Annotated in this window: 27 protein-coding genes; 8 read left to right on the top strand and 19 right to left on the bottom strand. The window is 63.6% G+C overall.

The features are described 5' to 3' along the window. Nucleotides 1–2: 2 nt before the first annotated feature. The 4 genes from ASE04_RS27040 to ASE04_RS27025 are packed head-to-tail and all read right to left on the bottom strand — an operon-like array spanning nucleotide 3 to nucleotide 1,546. The gene (locus ASE04_RS27040) at nucleotides 3–548 is read right to left on the bottom strand and encodes a phage tail tape measure protein (protein WP_056825824.1); all 546 of its coding nucleotides are present in this window, start codon (nucleotides 546–548) and stop codon (nucleotides 3–5) included. Continuing rightward, a complete protein-coding gene (locus ASE04_RS30420) occupies nucleotides 538–771 on the bottom strand; it encodes a rcc01693 family protein (RefSeq protein ID WP_082597516.1) in 234 nt (77 codons plus the stop codon). The genes ASE04_RS27040 and ASE04_RS30420 overlap by 11 nt, the downstream gene beginning before the upstream one ends. A gap of 11 nt (nucleotides 772–782) precedes the next feature. Continuing rightward, complete coding sequence (locus tag ASE04_RS27030; protein WP_056825262.1) at nucleotides 783–1,139, bottom strand: gene transfer agent family protein; 357 nt, start codon at nucleotides 1,137–1,139, stop codon at nucleotides 783–785. Beyond that, a complete protein-coding gene (locus tag ASE04_RS27025) occupies nucleotides 1,139–1,546 on the bottom strand; it encodes a phage major tail protein, TP901-1 family (protein WP_056825260.1) in 408 nt (135 codons plus the stop codon). Before ASE04_RS27025 ends, ASE04_RS27030 begins: the two co-directional genes overlap by 1 nt. Nucleotides 1,547–1,672: 126 nt before the next feature. On the opposite strand from ASE04_RS27025, the gene ASE04_RS27020 reads away from it, so the two are divergent. Both ASE04_RS27020 and ASE04_RS27015 read left to right on the top strand, forming a co-directional pair. Next, nucleotides 1,673–2,887: an MFS transporter gene (locus ASE04_RS27020; RefSeq protein WP_056825258.1), complete on the top strand. Its 1,215-nt coding sequence runs from the start codon at nucleotides 1,673–1,675 to the stop codon at nucleotides 2,885–2,887. A gap of 91 nt (nucleotides 2,888–2,978) precedes the next feature. Next, entirely contained in the window at nucleotides 2,979–3,371 is a 393-nt protein-coding gene (locus ASE04_RS27015) for a GFA family protein (RefSeq protein WP_056825256.1), read from the top strand. A gap of 4 nt (nucleotides 3,372–3,375) precedes the next feature. On the opposite strand, the gene ASE04_RS27010 is transcribed toward ASE04_RS27015, so the two are convergent. From ASE04_RS27010 to ASE04_RS26970, 9 genes are all read right to left on the bottom strand, one after another. Further along, nucleotides 3,376–3,795, bottom strand: coding sequence for a DUF3168 domain-containing protein (locus ASE04_RS27010; RefSeq protein WP_056825254.1), 420 nt, complete (start codon nucleotides 3,793–3,795; stop codon nucleotides 3,376–3,378). A 99-nt stretch (nucleotides 3,796–3,894) separates the two neighbouring features. Beyond that, nucleotides 3,895–4,230, bottom strand: coding sequence for a phage head closure protein (locus ASE04_RS27005; protein WP_056825252.1), 336 nt, complete (start codon nucleotides 4,228–4,230; stop codon nucleotides 3,895–3,897). Continuing rightward, nucleotides 4,230–4,799: a head-tail connector protein gene (locus ASE04_RS27000; RefSeq protein ID WP_056825250.1), complete on the bottom strand. Its 570-nt coding sequence runs from the start codon at nucleotides 4,797–4,799 to the stop codon at nucleotides 4,230–4,232. The genes ASE04_RS27005 and ASE04_RS27000 overlap by 1 nt, the downstream gene beginning before the upstream one ends. Before the next feature lie 76 nt (nucleotides 4,800–4,875). Then, complete coding sequence (locus ASE04_RS26995) at nucleotides 4,876–6,135, bottom strand: phage major capsid protein (protein WP_056825248.1); 1,260 nt, start codon at nucleotides 6,133–6,135, stop codon at nucleotides 4,876–4,878. Nucleotides 6,136–6,145: 10 nt separating this feature from the next. Further along, nucleotides 6,146–6,730, bottom strand: coding sequence for an HK97 family phage prohead protease (locus tag ASE04_RS26990; RefSeq protein ID WP_056825246.1), 585 nt, complete (start codon nucleotides 6,728–6,730; stop codon nucleotides 6,146–6,148). 34 nt (nucleotides 6,731–6,764) lie between these two features. Then, nucleotides 6,765–7,082: a DUF6107 family protein gene (locus ASE04_RS26985; protein ID WP_056825243.1), complete on the bottom strand. Its 318-nt coding sequence runs from the start codon at nucleotides 7,080–7,082 to the stop codon at nucleotides 6,765–6,767. Between the two features lie 173 nt (nucleotides 7,083–7,255). Next, a complete protein-coding gene (locus ASE04_RS26980) occupies nucleotides 7,256–8,413 on the bottom strand; it encodes a phage portal protein (protein WP_056825242.1) in 1,158 nt (385 codons plus the stop codon). Between the two features lie 107 nt (nucleotides 8,414–8,520). Then, on the bottom strand, nucleotides 8,521–9,777 hold the full coding sequence (locus tag ASE04_RS26975; RefSeq protein ID WP_056825240.1) for a sensor domain-containing diguanylate cyclase: 1,257 nt from the start codon (nucleotides 9,775–9,777) through the stop codon (nucleotides 8,521–8,523). Nucleotides 9,778–9,934: 157 nt separating this feature from the next. Beyond that, nucleotides 9,935–10,408, bottom strand: coding sequence for a VOC family protein (locus tag ASE04_RS26970; RefSeq protein ID WP_056825238.1), 474 nt, complete (start codon nucleotides 10,406–10,408; stop codon nucleotides 9,935–9,937). Nucleotides 10,409–10,609: 201 nt separating this feature from the next. Between ASE04_RS26970 and ASE04_RS31315 the strand changes: the two genes are divergently transcribed. Further along, on the top strand, nucleotides 10,610–10,777 hold the full coding sequence (locus ASE04_RS31315; protein WP_200960776.1) for a hypothetical protein: 168 nt from the start codon (nucleotides 10,610–10,612) through the stop codon (nucleotides 10,775–10,777). Nucleotides 10,778–10,816: 39 nt separating this feature from the next. On the opposite strand, the gene ASE04_RS26965 is transcribed toward ASE04_RS31315, so the two are convergent. Beyond that, nucleotides 10,817–11,125, bottom strand: coding sequence for a Dabb family protein (locus ASE04_RS26965; RefSeq protein WP_056825234.1), 309 nt, complete (start codon nucleotides 11,123–11,125; stop codon nucleotides 10,817–10,819). A gap of 20 nt (nucleotides 11,126–11,145) precedes the next feature. Further along, on the bottom strand, nucleotides 11,146–11,832 hold the full coding sequence (locus tag ASE04_RS26960; RefSeq protein WP_056825232.1) for a glycoside hydrolase family 19 protein: 687 nt from the start codon (nucleotides 11,830–11,832) through the stop codon (nucleotides 11,146–11,148). Nucleotides 11,833–11,982: 150 nt separating this feature from the next. Here ASE04_RS26960 and ASE04_RS31990 point away from each other — a divergent pair, with 150 nt between their 5' ends. After that, nucleotides 11,983–12,114: a hypothetical protein gene (locus ASE04_RS31990; RefSeq protein WP_274533909.1), complete on the top strand. Its 132-nt coding sequence runs from the start codon at nucleotides 11,983–11,985 to the stop codon at nucleotides 12,112–12,114. A gap of 4 nt (nucleotides 12,115–12,118) precedes the next feature. Here ASE04_RS31990 and ASE04_RS26955 read toward each other — a convergent pair whose 3' ends face one another. Both ASE04_RS26955 and ASE04_RS26950 read right to left on the bottom strand, forming a co-directional pair. Further along, entirely contained in the window at nucleotides 12,119–13,519 is a 1,401-nt protein-coding gene (locus tag ASE04_RS26955; RefSeq protein ID WP_244490496.1) for a DNA-packaging protein, read from the bottom strand. Nucleotides 13,520–13,583: 64 nt separating this feature from the next. Continuing rightward, nucleotides 13,584–14,120, bottom strand: a complete 537-nt coding sequence (locus ASE04_RS26950) for a hypothetical protein (RefSeq protein ID WP_056825229.1) — start codon at nucleotides 14,118–14,120, stop codon at nucleotides 13,584–13,586. A gap of 132 nt (nucleotides 14,121–14,252) precedes the next feature. Between ASE04_RS26950 and ASE04_RS26945 the strand changes: the two genes are divergently transcribed. Together ASE04_RS26945 and ASE04_RS26940 are read left to right on the top strand one after the other, a co-directional pair. Further along, a complete protein-coding gene (locus ASE04_RS26945) occupies nucleotides 14,253–15,161 on the top strand; it encodes an FkbM family methyltransferase (protein WP_156408896.1) in 909 nt (302 codons plus the stop codon). A gap of 183 nt (nucleotides 15,162–15,344) precedes the next feature. Continuing rightward, entirely contained in the window at nucleotides 15,345–15,689 is a 345-nt protein-coding gene (locus ASE04_RS26940) for an MmcQ/YjbR family DNA-binding protein (RefSeq protein ID WP_056825225.1), read from the top strand. Between the two features lie 6 nt (nucleotides 15,690–15,695). Here ASE04_RS26940 and ASE04_RS26935 read toward each other — a convergent pair whose 3' ends face one another. Continuing rightward, nucleotides 15,696–16,634 (bottom strand): SDR family oxidoreductase, encoded by a 939-nt coding sequence (locus ASE04_RS26935; RefSeq protein WP_056825820.1) that lies wholly within the window; start codon nucleotides 16,632–16,634, stop codon nucleotides 15,696–15,698. A 76-nt stretch (nucleotides 16,635–16,710) separates the two neighbouring features. Here ASE04_RS26935 and ASE04_RS26930 point away from each other — a divergent pair, with 76 nt between their 5' ends. Continuing rightward, complete coding sequence (locus ASE04_RS26930; RefSeq protein ID WP_056825223.1) at nucleotides 16,711–17,265, top strand: TetR/AcrR family transcriptional regulator; 555 nt, start codon at nucleotides 16,711–16,713, stop codon at nucleotides 17,263–17,265. A 7-nt stretch (nucleotides 17,266–17,272) separates the two neighbouring features. Here the strand turns inward: ASE04_RS26930 and ASE04_RS26925 are convergent, their stop codons facing one another. After that, nucleotides 17,273–17,761: a YcgN family cysteine cluster protein gene (locus tag ASE04_RS26925; protein ID WP_056825818.1), complete on the bottom strand. Its 489-nt coding sequence runs from the start codon at nucleotides 17,759–17,761 to the stop codon at nucleotides 17,273–17,275. A gap of 186 nt (nucleotides 17,762–17,947) precedes the next feature. Here ASE04_RS26925 and ASE04_RS26920 point away from each other — a divergent pair, with 186 nt between their 5' ends. Beyond that, on the top strand, nucleotides 17,948–20,083 hold the full coding sequence (locus tag ASE04_RS26920; protein ID WP_056825221.1) for a transglycosylase domain-containing protein: 2,136 nt from the start codon (nucleotides 17,948–17,950) through the stop codon (nucleotides 20,081–20,083). Nucleotides 20,084–20,115 lie beyond the last annotated feature (32 nt).

Here is a 20,115-nt window from a genome sequence, read left to right as displayed (position 1 = left end):
CCTCAGAGATTGCGCTGGCCGCGCATCGCCGTGCGCGCCAGCATGGCGGAGATCTGCGCTTCGCTTTTCTGGAAGCTCTGCGCGTCTGAAGTCGTGACGTTGAAGACGATCTGCGGGCCGGCAGAGCCGCCCGATGCGGCAACGCCAAGCGCCCCGTCGGCACCGCGTTTGAGCGGCAGGATCGCTTCGCTGCCGGCCTCGCCCATCAGGCCCATATTGCCGCCCATCGGGAAGTAGGTCGGCTGCGAAACCACGCCGCCATCGGCGAAAGGCAGGAGCTTGCCGAAACCACCGAGAAGGTTCGAAGCAGCGCCCGAGATCATCGTCTCTAGTGGCTTCAATCCGGCAGACAGCGCGATATCTGCCAGGCGATTGCCGAGGCTGCGCAGCACATCATCAAGGCCCTTGCCGCCGTCGGCAGCACTGCGCAGCGCGCTCGACAGTGCCGAGCCGAACGAGCGCGAACGGGTTTCGAGACCGTCGAGGGTGCGCTGCAAGGTTTCGGCCTGCGCAGCCATGGCGGAGAGGTCGGTATCGTCAGTCTCCATCATCGTTCCTTCGTTTCGAGGGTGTCAGACCGTCCGGAAATTGCGCCATCAGCGCGCCGAGATCGGCCCGGGCGACGGTGCTGCGCGGCGCCAAACCGCCGGCAACGGCGTGAAACTCAACCGGCGTCATCGCCCAGAAGATCGCGGGAGGCAGCCGCAGCAGACAGAGGCCGACGTGGAGGACGCGCGCCCAGGGGAAAGGCGTCGCGCGATCGGCCTCGATATCTGCTGCGGCTAGAGGGGGCGCGCGGCAATCTCCGCGCTTTCCCCAATGAATGTCGCGGCAAGCAGGTTGCCGACGACAACAGCGCAGCCGGCGATGCCGCCGTCGATGCTCGCCTCCGCCACTTCCTGATCGGAATAGAGATTGCCGCCGCCGCGAAGGCCGGCGCCGATGATGCGGATCATGTCGGCCGCCTTCAGCTGCCCGCCCGAGAAGCGCTCGGCCAGACCGACGAGATTGTCCGCGGAAAACGCCGTTTCCAGCTCCGCCAACGCGCCGAGCGTCAGGCAGAGAATGCGCTGTTCGCCATCGATGACAGCCTCGATCTCGCCGCGGCGCCGGTTCGCCCTTGCCCCCACCGCCCGCATCAGAGCGCCTCGAAGCTGATGGCGCCGGCCGATTCCAGCGCCAGCTCAAACATCACCTCGCCGTTATACTGGCCGGAATATTCAAGCGCGCTCGCCTGGAAGGGCCCCGTCACCATGCCGAAATCAGGGACGATGATCTGCCAGCTCAGGATGGAAGCATTGAAGAAGGCGTTCCGCACCAGACCGTCGGAGCCGGCATCCTTGAAGATGCCAGCGCCGGAAACCGAGGCGCGTTGTACGCCAGCGCCGCCCAACAGCTCGCGCCACCGCCCGGCGCTCTCGGCGTCGGTAACGTCGACGGTTTCAGCATTGAAGGCCAGCCGTTTCGACCGCAGCCCCGCCACCGTTTCGTAAGCCGTTCCGTTGAATATCTTCAGGAGCAGGTCCTTGCCCTTCTGCGCCACCATCGTCCGATCCTTTCGAGAAAACAGGCGCAGCCGGCGCCGTTCGTGTCATCCACTTGTCACTTTCAACCAACCGGCGAAGCTGCTACGACCTCGCTCGCCCCTACCCCATTCGCGTCAAAGCCCGCCATGTCTCGATCCATCCCCCTGCGCTCGGTGCAGACGATTGCCGTGCTTGCCGTCACGCAGCTGATCGGCTGGGGCACCACCTTCGACATGCTCGGCGTCATGGGCCGCATCATCGCACCGGATCTCGGCTTGCCGAATGAGGTGGTCTTCGGCGGGCTGAGCATCATGATGGTGGTCAGCGCCCTTGTCGGCCCCGCGACGGGCCGCCTGCTCGCCCGACATGGAGCCGCGCGCGTCCTCGCCGCCGCCTCGACTACCTTCACAATCGGCCTGCTGCTCTTGTCAGCCGCGCACGGCCTCGTTCTCTACGCGCTTGCCTGGATCGCCATCGGCGCCGGCGGCGCCTTCGGTCTTTCCGCCCCGGCCTATACCGCCGTCGTCGAGCGTGCCGGAGCCGACAGCAAACGGGTGATTGCCATCCTGATGCTGTTCACCGGTCTTTCGAGTGCGATCTTCTGGCCGATCCTCAGTGAGCTCAACGCGACCGTCGGCTGGCGTATGACGTTTCTCATCTGCGCGGGGCTGCAGTTTTTCGTCTGCCTGCCGCTGCATCTTTTCGCCCTGCCGAAGCCGATCGCCTTTGCCGCGGACGGCAGTGCCGCAGAGGAAACGCCGCTTCCGCTCTCGCCTGCGGGACAGCGCAAGGCCTTCCTGCTGGTTGCCGCGGCAACGACGATCTCGACCTTCGTCACCTTCGGGGTGTCGCCATCGCTGCTGGAAATATTCCGCCAATCCGGCGCCTCGCCCGCGCTGGCGCTGCAGCTCGGCTCGGCGCGCGGTGTGATCGGCATTTCCGCCCGCTTCCTGGACATGCTCCTCGGCCGTCGCGGCAATCCGATCCTCAGCGCCGCAACGGGCGTCAGCCTGATGGTGTTCAGCTTCTTGATGATGCTGGTGGTACCGCCGTCGACGCCGCTGCTCATCACCTTCATCCTGCTCTATGGCTTCGGCTCCGGTGTCATGACCGTTGCCCGTGCGCTGCTGCCGCTCGCCCTATTCTCGCCGCGCGAATTCGGGCTGCAATCGGCCCGCCTGTCTCTGCCGCAGAACCTCGCCAATGCCATCGCACCCGTCGTTTTCACGGCGATCCTCGATCGCGCCGGTGCAAGTACCGCAATCGCCACATGCGCCGCGCTCGCCGTCATCTCGCTCGGCTTCGTGCTGATGCTGGCAGCGCAGGTCAAGGCAGCGACCCGGGTATACGAACCGGCCTGAGATGCAGTCTGCTGCGGCAACGGGCGGGACATCCGAGATCACTGCCCCATCTTCAAACCAAGCAGCCTATCGCCCTTGGAGGAGAAGCAACATGGACCGGTTCACTGGCGGGTGCCGCTGCGGCAACGTCCGCTTCGTGGCAACTGGACGCCCCTATCGGGTCGGCATTTGTCATTGTATCGACTGCCGCAAGCATCATGGCGCGCTTTTCCACGTATCGGCGATCTTTCCTCAGGATGCGGTGACGGTCGAAGGCGAGACAGGTGATTACGACGGGCGGTTCTTCTGCCCCCGCTGCGGTTCCCCGGTTTTCGGGCGCTCCGCGGATGAAGTCGAAGTGAACCTCGGCTCGCTCGATGCTCCCGATCAGTTGAGGCCAACCTACGAACTCTGGACCATCCGCCGCGAAGCGTGGCTGCCGCCGTTTCCGTTGTCGAGACACTACGAACGCGATCGCGACGCCGCGAGCCGTTTCGAGGAGTAGGCCGCTACGCGGTGGCGGCGGCAATCGGCTCCGTCACGGCCCGGAAGCGGAGCTCGGCGACATAGAGCTTCGTCTTCGCCTCGCGCCGGCTCTGTGTCCTGACATGCAGAAGGCTGACGAGGTGGTGCTGGCCAAGATCCAGCGCCGCGTCCTGCAGCAGGGCATGGAGACGCGACGCGACCTGTTGCGCCTGCTTTCGCCCGCCGGCGTCGATCCAGATTTCGAGCGAGAGCAGATGCTCCTCGCCTCCCTCCGTCGAGGTCGAATAGTCGTTGCTGACGACCTCGCCGATCAGCACGCAAGGGAGCTTTCGTCCGGTCACCAGCCGATCGCGGATGCCGTCCTCGCCGATCATGCCGAGAAGCTCGGCATCTCCGGTCAGGCGCGCATGGATCGCCGTCAGCAGTTCATTGGCTGCGCTCATGGCTCTCGCCTCCCTTTGCCGCCGACTTACCCGCAGCATCCTGCGCCAGCCGCGCCAGGATCTCCGCCAGATCGCGGAGCGTGATCGTCAGGGCGGTGTTCATCGTCCTTCCTCCTCGCAGAGGCAGCAGAGGTAGCGGCCGGTTTCATCAGGATCGCGCCAGATGCCGATGGCAAACAGCCGGTCGCCCTTGCGCAGCCGCATCCCGGCCCTGATGTCGCTACGGAAGCGCAGCCAGATGCGGTGCGTCAGCGTGAGGACATCAGCGCCCGCCCGCTCCTCGCGGACCTCGCTCAGCGGCTCGATCCGCCCCCAGATGGAAGCGACTGAGGTGAAGGTGACGCTCGCGCCGCCCTGCCCGTCCGGCGCCTCTACCGGCGCCTCCAGTTCGAGCCGCGCGGTCATCTGGCCGGGATCGAAGAAGACGGACCGCATCAGAGCCTCCGCATCAGGAACGGCGCAACCAGCCGGTCGTAGCCAACCGGTATGTCCGCCGGCTGATCTTCGACGGCCAAAGCACCCCTGAAGGCGAACATCTGGGCGATATGCATCAGCATCGCCCGCTTCAGCGTGTCGGGCACCTCCGCACCGCTCTCGCCGAAGCCGGCGGAAAAATCGATCTCGATGCCGTTCACGGCGATAGCGGGATTCATACTCCGATCGAGCACCAGACGCGCCGGCCGGGCATTGCCGTCGAGCACATGGCCGGTCACGGGCAATTCCAGCTCCTCGCCTGTCCCATCGTAAATGCTCAGGCTTTCAATGGCTTGCACCGGCCCCTTGGCAATCTGAATCACGCGGTCTTCAGGTATCGATTCAAGATGGAGGCGCCAGACCTGAGTGATCAGGCAAAGGCCCGTCGTGCGCTCCAGATGCTCGCGGGCGACGCGGATCAGCGAGGTCAGCATCCCATCCTCGTTGCCGTCGTCGAGCCGCAGATGGGCCTTCACCTCGGCAAGCGTCAGCGCTTCCGCCACGGGCGGGGTAATCGGTGCATAGGTCATGGACGATCCTGAATTGGTGTGGCGCAGGCATGTTCGGCAGGCGGATGCGAATGAGGCCGCACCCGCCCTGCCTCGGTCAGCTGACGGCGAACTTGATGAGCTTGATCGCCTCGAAGTTCTGCACCCCGCCGCCGACGCGCTTGGTCGTGTAGAAGAGCACGTAAGGCTTGGCGGAGTAGGGATCGCGCAGCACGCGCACGCCGGTACGGTCGACGACGAGATAGCCGGCGCGGAAATCCCCGAAGGCGATCGACAGCGCGTTGGCGGCGATATCGGGCATGTCCTCGGCCTCGACAACAGGGAAGCCGACGAGCGAGGCTGCCTCGCCCGCCGTCGCCGGCGGCTGCCAGAGATAGCGGCCATCGCCATCCTTGAGCTTGCGCACCTCGGCCTGGGTCTTGCGGTTCATCACGAAATTGGCGTTCTGCCGATGGCCCGCCTTCACCGAGTAGATCGTATCGATCAATGTGTCGGAGGCACCGGTCGTCTTGAAGGCGCCGGCCGCACCCGTTGGGATATAGCCGAGATTGCCCCAGCTCCAGGCGCTGTCGGCGACCGCTGTGTAGGCGAGGAAACCTTTCGGCTTGTTGGTGCCATCGCCGTTGACGAAGGCGGTGCCCTCCTGTTCGGCAAAGACGGTGTCGACCTCGCTCGAAATCCAGGCCTCGATATCAACAGCGGCATCGTCGAGCAGCGCCTGCGTTGCCGCCGGCATGGCATAGAGTTCCATCGTCGGGAAGGAGAGTTCGGCAAGCTGGGCGCTTGACGTCTGCGGACGGGCCGCCGTTTCGGCCACCCAGCCGGCCGCCATGCCCGAGGTCGAAAACGGCTTCTTCAGCACCGAGCCGGAAACCTGGCGCACGGTCGCAAGCGAGCGGATCGGCCAGACGACGGAGAGCCGGCGGCCGATCTCGGTATCCGTTTCCAGTGGTACCAGATAGCCGCCATCGCTCCCCGTCCCCGCCGACATCGCCTTCGCCTCGAGTTCGCGCAAGCCGGCCTCGTCGCCGCGGCGGATATAGTGCTCGAACGCCGCCTTGTGCTCGTTGGCCTCGATGCCGTTTGCGCTAGCACGGCCGAGCGGCGGGCGCGCCTTCTTCAGCGCCAGCTGGTCGAGCACCTTCTTCTGCTCCTCCATCGCCCTGTTGATGCGGTCCATCTTGTCGCGGGTGACGACATCGGCCGTCAGCTTCTCCTCGATCTCGCCTAGGCGGCGGTCGTTGGTGTCCTTGAAGGCTTCGAACGCCTCCATGAACTCGTCGAAGGCAGCCGTCATTTCCGGCGCCGCCTTGATCTCCGGCGCGACCCTCGAACCTGTCTCATGCATGTCGGTCATGTCCCGTTTCCTATCTGAAGGTTTCTGTCAGCATCATCCGTGCGGCCCGGCGCATGGCGCGGACAAGCTCGGTCTCCTTGTCGCGGAACCACCGCGCATTCTTGATGTTCTGCACGCGCGCCGAAGGCAGCATCGGGAAGGTCACGATCGAGATTTCCCAGAGGTCGGCTTCGAGGATGCGGCGCACCCCCGACTTGGCGTCGGTCTTTGCCCTCACGGTGCGGAAGCCGATCGACAAACCGTCGAGCGCGCCGTTCTTCAGGAGCTGATGCACCTCGCGGGCGCGGCTCACGCCCTCGGCAAGCATGCCCTCGACATAGAGGCCGCGACTGTCCTCGCGGATCGTCTTCCAGGCGCCGATCGGTTCGGCCGGGTCATGCTGGAAGAGCATGCGCACCCCGCCCGCCCCGCGCTCGGAAAGCGACTTGCGGAAGGCGCCGCGCTCGATCGCATCCTTGCCGAGATCGACTTCACCGAAGACGCTGGCATAGCCTGAAAAGCTGCCGTCGCGCCGCAGCCCTCTGAGCTCAAGATTGGCGAACTTGCGCGTATCCGCGCCCATGGGTGATCGCGCCAGCGCGCGGCTTGCGGTCATGATGCTCTCCTCGTTTTGTATTGTTATGCTCGGGCTAGCGCCCGCGTGCGCCGTATCGTCCGGCAATGCGCGACAGGATGCCGAGGCCCCACCAGGCGCAAAGGCTTGCCGTCGCCGATCCCGACAGCACGACCTCCGAGGCCGAGAGGCGATCCGCCAATGCCAGCCTTTCGGCAATCCAGATGCCCGTCGGGCCGCCGAAGATCGTGCCGCAGGCAAGGCCGGTGAAGAAGCGGCTCGCGGCCTCCCGCCGGCTTTTCGGCAAGAGATAGACGAGCGACACCGCCGCCCCCGCCGATGCACCAAGCGCCCTGGTCGCCCAGAGCCCGGCATCGTTGGAAAGGTCTGTCATCGCAGAGGTCCTTGGTTGAAGGAGAACGACATCCAGCCGACCATCTCGCTTCGCGCTGCCGTTGTCGGGGTGTCGTGCTCGCACTTCAGCGAGTCTTTTGAATCGCTTGGGCGTGTTTGCTCGGAGATCAAGTCCGGGCGCTCAGAGTTTGATTCACCTACTGGCGCAGGCTCTCAATACCCCACCGCCTGCCGCTTCTCCTCGTCGGTCAGGAAGGCGGCGTTCCCCACGCGCGTCCAGAGTTGGTCGCGCTCGGACGCAAGTCCGGCGACCTTGTCGAGATCGGGCTCCAGCCGCAGGCGGTCCTCGTAGTGGCCGGAAAGCCAGGCGGAGAGCGAGGCGGCGGTGCGCGTCAGCATCGGCAGCACGGTCAGCCGGTAGAAAGCGCGGTTTGCCTCCTGGTAATTGGCGTAGGTGTTGTCGCCGGGAATGCCGAGCAGCATCGGTGGCACGCCGAAGGCGAGCGCGATGTCGCGGGCAGCTCCATTGCGCGCCTCGACGAAATCCATGTCCTTCGGCGACAGCCCCATCGACTTCCAGTCGAGCCCGCCTTCGAGAAGCAGCGGACGTCCGGCGCGCATCGGGCCGGAATAGCCCTCGTCGAGTTCCAGCTTCAGCCGCTCGTACTGGTCTGGCGAGAGATTGCCGCCCTCCTTCGGCTGGTAGACCAGCGCGCCCGATGGTCGTGCCGAATTGTCGAGCAGCGCCTTGTTCCAGGTCGCCGCCGCATTGGAGAGATCGAGCGCCACCTGGGCCGCCGCGAGCGGCGGGAAGCCGAGATGGTCATCGAGCGGATGGAAGAGCTTCAGGTGCAGCAGCCCGAGCCCCTCCGTCTCCGCCGGAAAGCGGCGCACGGAACCGCCGGCGCGATAGTCGTAGGCCTCGGGCCAGCCATCCCGGCCCTCGACAATGCCGATGCGATCAGGCCGCAGCAGATGCAGCTCGCGCAGGCTTCCGCCGACCAGCAGCGGCTCGACATAGGCATTGCCCGACAGAAGCAGGTGTCCATAGAGCGCCTCGAAGAAATCGGGACCACCCATGCGCCCGTTCGGCTGGCCGAGCAGCGAGAGGATGGCATGATCCGGCCGCTCGCGATCGCCCTCGTAGAGCAGCCACGGCACCGAGGCCGCAGCTTCCGCGAGCAGCCGGACACTGCGATGCGCGACCGGGTTCTTCATGAAGCCCTCGCGCGACAATGCCGCATAGGAGCGGCCGGTCCAGCTCGCCCGTCCCTCTGCGGTAAGCGACATGAAGCCGCCTGTCGCTTTCTTCTCAGGCACGGTTCCGCGACCCGCCGCGGAGCCCCACGGCAGCAATGATCTCAATCTCATCTTTGGTTTCCTGGAGTTAGCGGGCTCCCAACAGGGCAGCGTGAGGACAGAACCGCGTGTAACCACGCGGATCGGATCCGAAGACAGCCGATGCAGACGGAGCCAGATCAGGCGCTGAAGGCGACTTCTATGCTTTGCCGGTCCTGCGCCACGATCCGGCATTTGGTCTCGAACCCCTCGCCCTTGATCATCAGGACGAATTCCGGCGGTATGCCGGCGGAACTGGAGACGGAGAGCCCCGCGCTGTCGACGCCGAGCGACTTTATGGTGCAGTCGATCGTCGAACGATGGTCGTTGAAGACGATCGAGCCTGCCTTCAGGACGCGACGGCGGGCACCGGTCGGGCCATCGCCACCAATCGCGTTCCACGATACGCATCGGTTTCGGCCGTTGTGCTTGGCGTGGTACATCGCGGCATCGGCCTGCGCCAACATCGTCTCGATATCCTTGGTGATGATCGAAAGCGCGGAAATGCCGAAACTTGCCGTCACGTTCAATTCGCCAAAGGCTCCGGCGATCGGCCGGGAGGCGATCGCAAGCCTTACCTTTTCGGCGACCGCGGCGGCCCCGTCGCGATTGATATGCGGAAGGAGGATCGCAAATTCCTCTCCGCCAAGCCGTCCGAACAGATCGCCGGCCCGCAGGTTCGCCTTGCAGGTTTCGGCGACGGCGTGAAGTACCTGGTCGCCGGCGGCGTGGCCGTGGGTATCGTTGACACTCTTGAAACGGTCAATGTCCAGGACGACGCAGGACGCGTCGTGCTGATGCCTCAAGGCGAGCGACAGAACTTGATCGGCCTCTTGCCGGAAGGCGTGGCGGGTCAGCGCGCCGGTCAAGCCATCGGTTGCGGCCGACTGAAGCAGCTCGATCCGGTCCATCGCGACGCCCGCCAGTTCGTTGAGAACCGAAAGATCCTTTGCACCGAACGATCTGGTCCGGCGGTCGATCGCGCAAACGGTTCCGACAACGTGTCCAGCCTTGGTTCTCAAGGGCACGCCGGCGTAGAAGCGCACATGGCTTTCCCCCGTCACGGCCGGATTGTGCGCGAAGCGCGGATCGCGCGTCGCATCCTGCACGACCATCGCTTCCTCGCGATCGACCACATGACGGCAGAACGTATCTTGAATCGGAACCTCGTCCGCTGCGAGCCCGGAACACGCCTTGTACCATTGGCGATGCGCGTCGATGAGAGACACCAGGCCGATGTCGACGTCGAAGATCTGCTTGATCAACCGGACGATGCGCTCGAAGCCTTCGTCTTTCGGGGTATCGAGGAGGTCAAGCTGCTCAAGTGCCGCGAGACGCTCCATTTCCCGCTTTTTCACGTCCGAGGACGACGTCCCGAAAGCCCTCACGACCACCATGCAGCACCGCTCCTAGCCCATCTGAGATACCATGCGTCTCATAGATTGGTGAACAAAGTCGATACCGACTTCTCCATCACATTATCGATGGCTTGTCGGGGTGGCTCGGGAAATGCGGGCCGACGGCAGCTCTCGCGATCGGCCCACGCAACGGCTATCAGCCCCGTCGCGCCGCCTCGATGGCGGCAACGTCGATTTTTCGCATCGTCATCATTGCGTCGAAAGCGCGCTTTGCTTCGGCACCGCCGACCCTCATCGCCTCGGTCAGGACGCGCGGGGTGATCTGCCATGAGAGACCCCATCGGTCCTTGCACCAGCCGCACTCGCTCTCCTGGCCGCCATTGTTGACGATGGCATTCCAGTAGCGGTCGGTCTCTTCCTGGTTCTCGGTTGCGATCTGAAACGAGAAGGCTTCGCTCTGCTTGAAAGTCGGCCCACCGTTCAGGCCCATGCAGGGAATGCCGACGACCGTGAATTCCACGACCAGCACGTCTCCCTGCTTGCCATCGGGATAGTCTCCGGGCGCACGGATGACGGCGGTCACGGCACTATCGGGAAAGACCTCGGAATAGAACCGGGCGGCGGCCTCGGCGTCCTTTTCGAACCACAGGCAAATCGTATTCTTCTGCATTGCGTGTTCCTCCTGCGCCGAACAATTCGGCCCCGTTTTCTATCTCCACCGCAGGAAATAGGCGGAAAACGGCCTTTCGCCACCCAGGATCGCAAAATGCGCCGATGTCGCCGCGACGGGCGCAAAGCCTCATTAAAAATTGAAACGAAATCCATCCCGAGTGGTTGTTGACATGTCACCCCGTCAACAAAGGAGGCTCCAATGAGCAAGACAAACGAAAAGGAAATCCAGAAGCGGGCCGAGCGCCAGGTTGAAAACACCAGCGGCGGCGGCCACCTCGGCGGAACGTATTTCGGGCAGGAACCGGACGGCAAAACCGCTTCCGCCAGCAACAAGGATGCCCGAAAAACACGGGCGAATGACGGCTAAGACACAGTCGGCGCGCCGAAGCGGATCGCTGCTGTCAGATCACCGTAGCGGCTGTTTTACCGCCGCGTCGCTTTCGTAATCGGCAGCCATCCGCATTTCGCGGATGGGGCGCACGAGATCGATCGAGCGCTGGTAATCCGGATGCGCCTTGTAGGCGGCAAGGGCTGCCTCATCGTCGAATTCGCCGTAGACCACGAGGTCGACGTCAGTGCCGAGCTGGTCGGTCTTGACGTTGGTGCCGATCTCCAGCAGGCGAGCATGCGGAATTGCCGTCAGGATCGACAGGCCGGCGCGCACCTTTTCCAATTGCCCTGCGGGCGCTGTGAAGAAGACGATGTGGCGGATCACGCGGAACTCCCTGCGAAGGTCTAGCCGAAGACCCGCGCGATAGCACGCAGGAGCCACGCCTTCAACCGCGCAAGCGGCCCTGCCGGCTCTTCGCGGCGGATCGCCGCAAGGAAGGTCTTGCCGTAGCCGGCGAGCTTTTCCGCCCGATCGGTGCCGTTGACGATGCGGCGGGCATTGACCCAGTCATCCGTCGTTTCGTTCAGATGATCGGCAAGCTTGTGATTGGCGAAGGAGCCCTGCACCATGCCTTCGATCAAGATCGAAACGGCGGCATCCATCTCCATCGCCCGATCAGGCTCGGCAACGAGGTCGATCCCGGTGAGCTTGCTCATCGCCTCGTAGTTCCGCTTGTGGGTGAGCTGCACCAGACCGCGGCCAAGCCAGCTCTTGCCGTCTTCATCCGGCCGCCAGTAAGGGGTCTTCACCCAGGAGAGCTTGCCTGCCCCATAGGCGTTCTCCAGAATTTCGATCGCCCTCGGATCCGTCGTTGCCAGCGTCTCGCGCACCGGCTGCATCGTATAGGCAGTCTCGTGATAGGCGGTCGCCAGGATGTAGGCGAGCCAGCGCGGATCGGCGTCCGCCATCCGCGTTTCCCAGAAATCGAGTATCGCCGTCATGCCCTCCACCTGCGGCTGATTAAGCAATCCCTTGAACAGGGCATCGCGCACCGTGTCGAAGAAGAAGGGCCTGTCGATGTGGATAACCATGGTGTCAGCCTCAAAAAGTGGTACGGCGTTCTGCGCCTCAATCGATTAAAATTAATTCAATCGTTTAAAGTGTTTAAGCGCCTGATTTACAGATAGTTTGAGCCGTGCCAGTGATTAACTCACCGTCACATCAAGCCCTTGGAGGAGAGCATGCAGCAGCCGGCCAACAGTAATCAGCCGACCATTCCCCAGCATGTCGTCGACCAGCTCGAAAACGAATGGCGCCAGGTTCGTCCCGAACAGCAGACGCCGCGTCCGACACAACAACAACCTCAACGCTAGTCTTTCAGATGCCCCTCACCCGGGGTTCTCCATTTCCTTCCAGAATCAGTGCCGTCAACGCCCAGACCAGCGCGTCCAGCCGGTCGGGCGAACGGCCGGATGAAAGCCCGTCCGGGCCGAAATCGCACATCTGGTCCTCAAGCGCGACGAAGCGCCCGGCATGGGCCACTCGCCCCTGCTCGTAGAGTGCCGCGACCGGTTCGGCCCTCAGATACTTACCCCGCGTCGCCCGCACGGTCGAGACCGGCAGGCTCTCGTCGATGCTCTTCAGCATCGATGCCACCATGTCGCCACCCTGGTTGATTTCCGCCACCACCCGGTCCGCCGAAAAGCGCCGGTAGGCACGCACCACCGCGCCGGCCCAGCCGGCCGGGCTCGCACCCTCGACCGAACAATCAGCAAGCACGACCGCGCGCCCCGATGCCTCCAATCCCGCAACGACAATGCCGCAGCAGGATTGCGCACCGGCCGCCGCCGGCGGATCGACGGCGACGACGATGCGTCTGATCTCACCGGTGAAACGGATCGTGGCCGCCTCGATCATCTCGCGCCGCCAGAGCGCGTCTTCGCGATCCTCGATCAGTTCTCCGTCAAGCTCCTGGCGCCCGAGCCGCGTGCCGCCGTAACGGTGCGCCAGCGCATCGATGAAACCCGGCGCCAGATTGGCCGCGTTGGCAAGCGTGCTGATCCGCGTCAGCCGCGTGCCCGTGTCGGCAATCAATTGCTTCAGCAAGGGCACCGGACGCGGCGTCGTCGTCACCAGCTGGCGCGGATGGGCGCCAAGGCGCAGGCCGAACTGCAGCATGTCCCAGGTTTCCTGGCCATGCTTCCACTTCGCCAGCTCATCGCACCAGGCGAAATGAAACTGCGGACCCCGAAGGCTTTCCGGATCCTCGGACGAGAAGATCTGGGCCACCGCGCCGTTCGGCCAGACGAGCCTGCGCCGCGAAACCTCAAACTCCGGGCATCGCCGGCGAGCGATGCGGCAGATACCGGAGATACCGTCGATCATCACCTCCCGGGCATCGCCAAGCGTCTCGGCGACCAAGGCGATGCGCAGATCGGATCGTTGCCCGGCGCTGGCAATTCCATGCACCCATTCCGCACCTGCCCGCGTCTTGCCGCAACCGCGCCCGCCCAGGATCAGCCAGATACGCCAGTCGTCCGGCGGCGGCAGCTGCCCGGGGCGGGCGTTGAACTCCCAGAGACCCGCCAGGGTTTTCCAGAGGTCGTGTCGCTCGGCCAATATCTCGGGCGAAATTGCCGCATCGAGCGAGACGAGCTCTTCCTGTTGCCGTGGTGCGCACAGCGGCTGGGCGGCTGCTTTGAGAAGCGCGCCGGTGGTTGCGTTGACCGCCGCCATCGCCTGCCGTACCTGCGAATGTTGCGCCACGATATCAGCCATCCTTTGCTCATGCCGCGCCAGCAACCTTGCCGCTTGCCGTTCGTCGGCAAGGGCGGCCAGGCGTTCAGCCCGGTTCGGCTTCGCGGCTAGCCTTGACGGCCTCGTCTTCGTCGGTTGCGGGAGGGCCGTTGCGCTGCCAGTCTTCAAAGAGCTCCAGGGCGCGGGCTGTTGCTCGCTCTTCGATGCGCTTGAGAAAGCTCGTCTTCGCATCGTCCAGTCCCATCGCCGTCTCGTTTTCCTCGATCGCCAGTTCCCGGTCGCGGGCGAACTGGCGTTGAAGCTGGTCGATCTTTTCCAGCGTGCGCACGATGAGCGACATGGCATCGGTGGCGGCCTTGAGGTCGGCGCGGGCAAGTTTTGCCGCCGCCTCCTCGCCGCTTGCCGAAGCCGCTGCCTCCGCCGATCTGCGCAGTGCGCGGAAAGCCGCGAACTGCTCGCGCATCTCCGCCGTCATTTCATTGAGGAGCACCCGCAGGTCGTCCGGCGCGGCGTTCGCACCGGATTTCGTCTCAAGAAAATATTCCTCGACGACGGTCCGGACATCCGCGCCGTCCGATACTGCCGTGACCCCGGAGCAATAAGCGCGCGTCTGCGGCCACAAGCATATAGCTCGGGCTTGAAACTCTCGACATCCATTGTTGAAACCTCTGTGGCCGGGGGATCTATTCAGTGGCAACGCGCGGACAGGCCGATACTTCTGATTTCCTGCATTGAGTGCCGCTATAGGCTATCCTTGCCCGATCCCGCCTTAGATGTTCTATTTATACTCACATCAATACTTATGATCCACAACCAGGACTCGCTGATGCTGTGGCATTTTCAAACGCTAAGTACGTTGACAAAGCACTGGGGGCCGCTAGCCGCCCTCTCCGTGTACGTCAATCGGCAGACCACCCGGGACAGCACAGAGATCAAAAAGATCAGCATGGCGGGTGTGGAGGGCGATATCTTCCTGAGGCCCAGATCGTCGGACTGGGACGTTCTCGGTCAGGTCTTCCTGGACGAGGAATACAACATCAAGAGCGCCGTCCACGCCGAGGCGCTATATCGTTGCTATCAGGGTATTATCGCTGCAGGAGAAACCCCCGTCATCGTCGATTGCGGCGCAAATTGCGGACTGGCTTCCGTCTGGTATTCCCAAGTATTTCCACGTGCAATCATCATCGCGGTAGAACCGGAACCAGAGAACTACTCGGCGCTGTGCCGGAATGCCAAGAACCGGCCGATACGACCGGTCATGGCAGCAATATCCGATCATCCCGGGCATATCACGCTTCACAATCCGGGGCACGGCTCCTGGGCCTGGCAGACCATCGAAAGCGCATCCGGAGAGATCGAGGCGCAAACCATACCTGCCCTGCTCGCCTCCGTTCCCAACGGAAGAACACTGATTGTGAAGATCGACATCGAAGGCAGCGAGGTCAGTCTTTTTCGAAGCAACACCGATTGGGTCGATCAAACCCCTCTCGTCGTCTTTGAAACACATGATCTCATGGCAACCTGGACCGGCACGGCCCACTCGGTCCTCTCCGTCCTGACGAGAGAGCCTCGGGATTATCTTCAGGAGGGCGAGAACACATTCGCCTTCTCGCATTCGCTGCTCGGACCATCCGCTGCGCAAAGCGCGATATCGAGGCAATAGAGAATTCTTTGGAAGACATCGGCCGCTGCTGCGCCCGCAACTTTTCGACTATGCCATAACCCTATCAAACGACCGTCACGCCGTCAAGGATTATTTTCCTATCTTCGTCGATTTTCCTCGATGCGGCGGTGCGTGAGTTTTTCTGATTGGTCCGCGCCTATCAGCATGTGCTAATTTTACGGCATGGATCAGGAAGAACTCGTTTCCTTTGCGCTGAGCCTGCCGGAAGCGGTCGAGAGCGCGCATCACGGCACGCGTGATTTCCGCGTACGCAGCAAGATATTCCTGACGATGCCAGAGCAGGACTATTGCGTGGTCCGGTTGACGCCCGACCAGCAGCACATGACGCTGGCCGTAGCACCCGACGATACGGCTGCCGTGCCGGGCGGTTGGGGGCAGCGGGGTTCGACCCGGCTCTTCTACGGCAAAGCCAGCGACGACCTGGTGCAGGGCCTGGTGCGCAAGTCATGGCAGAACGCCGCGCCGAAAACGCTGCAAAAGCAGTTCGTTGTCATTCCGTCCGGCTAATGTGATTCAACGGTATCCGCCGGCATCGGCGGGTTTGCCCGCCTCCATCACCTCGTCCATGTAGCGCCAGCAGTCCGGACGCGAGCCATCCACATCATCAAAGCCGTAGACCTTGGCGAGACCGCCGCTCGATAGCGACTGGCCGTTCCAGCGGGCACGTTCGGGATCGGCGGCAAGGGCCGCCACCGCCCGGCCGGTGAAACGCGGTGTCTCGGAGATCACGAAATGCGGTTGTGCCGCGGTCGCGTCGCGCCAGGTTTCCTCGCTGACGCCGAAGATGTCGAGCATCATTTCCGAGCGCATCCAACCCGGCGTCAGCGCCACAGCGGTTGCGCCGTGCGGCGCGAGGTCCTTGGCGTGCGCCCAGGCCATGCGGATCACGCCCGTTTTCACCAGGTCATAATAGGGGCAGAGGCGATAATGCGTGGCGTTGTATTCGGCGGTGCCGTCGGTCAGTTCGACCAGCAGCCCGCCTGGATGTTCGATCATCAGCGCCAGGGCGAAATGCGCGGTGATCAGATGCGTGTCGATCGCCAGCCGCAGCATGCGCAGGCCCTTGTCCAGCGAGTGCTCCCAGACCGGCTTGTTCCACTCGGTGAGATGCTCGCCGCCCCAGATATCGTTGACCAGGATATCGAGCCGGCCCTGTTCGCGACGGATGCGCGCGACCAGCGCCTCGACCTCTTCGGGCACGGTATGATCGACGCGGACGGCGATTCCCTCGCCGCCGCCAGCCGTTACCATCTCCGCCGTTTCCTCAATCGTCTCCGGGCGGCCATATTCCGATTGCGTTGCCCGCGTCGTACGGCCGGTGACGTAAACGGTTGCGCCGGCGGCCCCGAGTTCCACGGCGATGCCGCGACCGGCACCGCGCGTGCCGCCGGCGACGAGGGCGATCTTTCCTGAAAGTGCTGCCACGTTCTTGTCCTCCCGCTGGAACCCCATTCGATGGGCCTCACCATTCCGCTTGAATATAAACGAACGTTCGTTCATATTCATCGCGAACGCAAGAGGAAACTTCATGCCCCGCCCCCGCACGCTTTCGGACGAACAGCTGCTCGACATGGTTCTCGGGCTTGTGCATGCGGAAGGTCCGGATGCGGCGAGCTTCGGCGCGGTGGCGAAGATCAGCGGCCTTTCCGGCTCGACGCTGGTGCAGCGTTTCGGCACCAAGGCGGCGATGCTGCGAGCCTGCCTGCTGCGCGCCTGGGACCGGCTGGACATGAAAACGGAGCGGCTGATCCAGTCCGTTCCCGAAACGCCCGAAGGCGCCATCGACCTGCTGGCAGGACTTTCCAAGGATTACGGCGAGGATGCCGCGTCCTATGCCGAGGGCCTGCTGGTGCTCAGGGAAGATTTGCGCGACCCTACCCTGCGGGCTCGCGGGGCCGCCTGGGGAAAGACACTGACTGAAGCACTCGACGGATGCCTCGGCGCCGAAGGCAAAGCGCCGCTCGGGCGGCTGATGCTGTCGCAGTGGCAGGGCTGCCTGCTCTGGTGGGGTTTTAAGCCGCAGGGCTCCGTCGAAGACTATGTTCGCGACGAGCTTCGCCGGTTTCTTCAGGCTGTCGCCTAGGCTGATATCACTTGGCGGTCTCGGGCTCCTGCGCCCGCGCCTCGTCGCCGACGGTCAGCGGCCAGTCCACCACGTAATCCTCGAAGTCGTCGACCTTGACCCCGGTTTCGTCGATGGTGCGACCGCGCGCCGAAATCCCGGCCGCATGCACCGTCTCGGGATCGCCTGAGACCAGCGGGTGCCACCAGTAGAGATCGCGGCCTTCATTGATCAGCCGGTAGCCGCAGGTCGGCGGCAGCCAGGCGATCTCGTCGACGTTTTCCTTGGTGAGCTGGACGCAGTCGGGCACGAAATCCCAGCGGTTCTCGTAGGAGGAACAGCGACAGCTCTGATCGTCGAGCAGCTTGCAGCGGATCGAGGTGAAATAGATGTCGCCGCTATCCCACTCCTCGAGCTTGTTGAGACAACAGAGGCCACAGCCGTCGCAGATGCTTTCCCATTCGGCGTTGGTCATCTCGGCAAGCGTCTTTTGCGTCCAGAAAGGTGCCTGTTCCATCATTCCGTTCTTGCAACAGCCCCCGCAAAATCACGTGAGAGCTTTCCATTTCTCTTGTTCTTGCCAGGCAAATCAACCAATGATTCACCATGGTCCGGCTAGTCCGGACACTATCGGCAGATTTGCCATAGTCCGGCGTCAGGTTCACCCGACGTCGAAGCGACTGATCGGGCGGGAATATAAGACGTGACGGATCCGGACAATCCAGAAAAACGACCGGCCAAGAAACGGCACATCCTGCTGAAGATCGATTCATGGATCGATTCGACCATCTGGAATGCCGGTTTTCGCTCGGCCGAGATCTGGGAAGACATCACCATCTTCTTCCGTCGCTTCCGCGTCCGCGGCTGGAAGCGCATCGTCGTCGAACTGGTCGGCGAAGGCCTGACCTGGGGTTCGGTCGGCGCCGTCCTGATGCTCACCCTTGCCCAGCCTGCCTTTGAGGCTACCAAGGAAGATTGGCGCAATCGCGGCGACTATGCCGTCACCTTCCTCGACCGCTACGGCAACGTCATCGGCCATCGCGGCGTCATCCACCAGAACTCCGTGCCGATCGACGAGCTGCCGGATGCGCTGATCAAATCGGTGATCGCCACCGAAGACCGACGCTTCTTCGACCACTTCGGCATCGACTTCATCGGCCTTGCCCGCGCCATGAGCGAGAACGCGCGCGCCGGCGGCGTCGTCCAAGGCGGCTCGACCCTGACGCAGCAGCTTGCCAAGAACCTGTTCCTGTCGAACGAGCGCTCGATCGACCGAAAGATCACCGAGGCATTCCTGGCGCTGTGGCTGGAAGCCAACCTGTCGAAGAAGGAAATACTCTCCACCTATCTCGACCGCGCCTACATGGGCGGCGGCACGTTCGGTGCGGCGGCAGCGGCGCAGTTCTACTTCGGCAAGAGCATCACCGACGTCAATCTGGCGGAATCGGCCATGCTTGCCGGCCTGTTCAAGGCGCCGGCGAAATACGCGCCGCACGTCAACCTGCCGGCCGCTCGCGGTCGCGCCAACGAAGTGCTGACCAATCTCGTGCAGAGCGGCCTGATGACCGAGGGCCAGGTGATCGCCGCCCGCCGCAGTCCGGCCACCGTCGTCGACCGCAACGAGGTGGAATCGCCGGACTTCTTCCTTGACTGGGCCTTCGACGAGGTGATGCGGCTTTCGCCCCGCTTCCACCAGCACTCCCTGATCGTCCGAACGACGATCGACATGGGACTGCAGGGGGCAGCCGATGATTCCGTCGAAACCTCGCTGCGGGAATATGGGGAGAGCTATCACGCCAAGCAGGGCGCGATGGTGATGATCGAGAACGGCGGCGCGGTGCGCGCCATGGTCGGCGGTCGCGACTATGGCGAGAGCCAGTTCAACCGCGCCACCAAGGCGCTGCGCCAGCCGGGCTCGTCGTTCAAGGTCTACACCTACTCCGTCGCCATGGAAAACGGCATGACGCCCGACAGCATTGTCGTCGATGCGCCGATCTCCTGGGGCAACTGGAGCCCGCACAACTACGAGAACCGCTATGCCGGTCGCGTAACGCTCGCAACTGCGATCGCGCAGTCGATCAACACAATCCCCGTGCGCCTCGCCAAGGAGAAGTTCGGCATCGCCCCCATCCGGGCGATGGCCACCAATCTCGGCGTCGAATCTCCCGTCCGCAACGACGTGACGATCCCGATCGGCACCTCCGAGGTGACCGTCATGGACCAGGCAACCGCCTATGCGGTGTTTCCGGCCGGCGGCATGCAGTCGCGCCGCCACGGCATCACCCAAATCCTCGATTACGGCGGCGACGTACTTTACGATTTCGACAAGGACGAGCCACCGGCCAAGCGCGTACTGTCGGAACAGGCCGATGCCTACATGAACCAGATGCTGTCGCGCGTGCCCTATGTCGGTACCGCCCGAAAGGCAGCGCTCGACAACGGCATCCTCACCGCCGGCAAGACGGGAACCACCCAGGCCTACCGTGACGCCTGGTTCATCGGCTTCACCGGCAACTATACGACCGCCGTCTGGTTCGGGAACGACGACTACACCTCGACCAACAAGATGACCGGCGGCTCGCTGCCGGCGATGACCTTCAAGCGCGCGATGGACTATGCACACCAGGGCATCACCCTGCGGCAGATCCCCGGCGTGCCGATCCCGGCGCCGGAAAAGGCGCCGAAGACGGTTGCCGCCAAGCCGCCCGAGGGCAGCCCGCCGCCGCTCGTTCGTCCGCGAATGCTCTCGGTCGAATCGACGCGGATCCTCAAGGACCTCGGCGAAAAACTGAAAACCGCACCGCCGCTGGTGACGCAGAAGGTCGCCAGCGCGGAGTGAAATCCAGGCGAAGGAAAAGTGCCGCCGCGAGG

Origin of the sequence: Rhizobium sp. Root708, from assembly GCF_001429725.1 — a bacterium.
Classification (GTDB): domain Bacteria; phylum Pseudomonadota; class Alphaproteobacteria; order Rhizobiales; family Rhizobiaceae; genus Rhizobium.
This window is presented reverse-complemented; position numbering and strand designations above follow the sequence as displayed.

Excerpts from the sequence above, each read along its gene's own strand:
- ASE04_RS26970 (WP_056825238.1), bottom strand. The coding sequence starts at position 10,408 with ATGCAGAAGAATACGATTTGCCTGTGGTTCGAAAAGGACGCCGAGGCC.
- ASE04_RS26930 (WP_056825223.1), top strand. The coding sequence starts at position 16,711 with ATGCCCCGCCCCCGCACGCTTTCGGACGAACAGCTGCTCGACATGGTT.
- ASE04_RS26925 (WP_056825818.1), bottom strand. The coding sequence starts at position 17,761 with ATGGAACAGGCACCTTTCTGGACGCAAAAGACGCTTGCCGAGATGACC.
- ASE04_RS26935 (WP_056825820.1), bottom strand. The coding sequence starts at position 16,634 with ATGGGGTTCCAGCGGGAGGACAAGAACGTGGCAGCACTTTCAGGAAAG.
- ASE04_RS26995 (WP_056825248.1), bottom strand. The coding sequence starts at position 6,135 with ATGACCGACATGCATGAGACAGGTTCGAGGGTCGCGCCGGAGATCAAG.
- ASE04_RS26975 (WP_056825240.1), bottom strand. The coding sequence starts at position 9,777 with ATGGTGGTCGTGAGGGCTTTCGGGACGTCGTCCTCGGACGTGAAAAAG.
- ASE04_RS27040 (WP_056825824.1), bottom strand. The coding sequence starts at position 548 with ATGGAGACTGACGATACCGACCTCTCCGCCATGGCTGCGCAGGCCGAA.
- ASE04_RS26940 (WP_056825225.1), top strand. The coding sequence starts at position 15,345 with ATGGATCAGGAAGAACTCGTTTCCTTTGCGCTGAGCCTGCCGGAAGCG.
- ASE04_RS27000 (WP_056825250.1), bottom strand. The coding sequence starts at position 4,799 with ATGACCTATGCACCGATTACCCCGCCCGTGGCGGAAGCGCTGACGCTT.
- ASE04_RS27015 (WP_056825256.1), top strand. The coding sequence starts at position 2,979 with ATGGACCGGTTCACTGGCGGGTGCCGCTGCGGCAACGTCCGCTTCGTG.
- ASE04_RS27025 (WP_056825260.1), bottom strand. The coding sequence starts at position 1,546 with ATGGTGGCGCAGAAGGGCAAGGACCTGCTCCTGAAGATATTCAACGGA.
- ASE04_RS26990 (WP_056825246.1), bottom strand. The coding sequence starts at position 6,730 with ATGACCGCAAGCCGCGCGCTGGCGCGATCACCCATGGGCGCGGATACG.
- ASE04_RS26985 (WP_056825243.1), bottom strand. The coding sequence starts at position 7,082 with ATGACAGACCTTTCCAACGATGCCGGGCTCTGGGCGACCAGGGCGCTT.
- ASE04_RS26955 (WP_244490496.1), bottom strand. The coding sequence starts at position 13,519 with ATGGCTGATATCGTGGCGCAACATTCGCAGGTACGGCAGGCGATGGCG.
- ASE04_RS31990 (WP_274533909.1), top strand. The coding sequence starts at position 11,983 with ATGCAGCAGCCGGCCAACAGTAATCAGCCGACCATTCCCCAGCATGTC.
- ASE04_RS27005 (WP_056825252.1), bottom strand. The coding sequence starts at position 4,230 with ATGCGGTCCGTCTTCTTCGATCCCGGCCAGATGACCGCGCGGCTCGAA.
- ASE04_RS26960 (WP_056825232.1), bottom strand. The coding sequence starts at position 11,832 with ATGGTTATCCACATCGACAGGCCCTTCTTCTTCGACACGGTGCGCGAT.
- ASE04_RS27020 (WP_056825258.1), top strand. The coding sequence starts at position 1,673 with ATGTCTCGATCCATCCCCCTGCGCTCGGTGCAGACGATTGCCGTGCTT.
- ASE04_RS27030 (WP_056825262.1), bottom strand. The coding sequence starts at position 1,139 with ATGCGGGCGGTGGGGGCAAGGGCGAACCGGCGCCGCGGCGAGATCGAG.
- ASE04_RS27010 (WP_056825254.1), bottom strand. The coding sequence starts at position 3,795 with ATGAGCGCAGCCAATGAACTGCTGACGGCGATCCATGCGCGCCTGACC.
- ASE04_RS31315 (WP_200960776.1), top strand. The coding sequence starts at position 10,610 with ATGAGCAAGACAAACGAAAAGGAAATCCAGAAGCGGGCCGAGCGCCAG.
- ASE04_RS26980 (WP_056825242.1), bottom strand. The coding sequence starts at position 8,413 with ATGAGATTGAGATCATTGCTGCCGTGGGGCTCCGCGGCGGGTCGCGGA.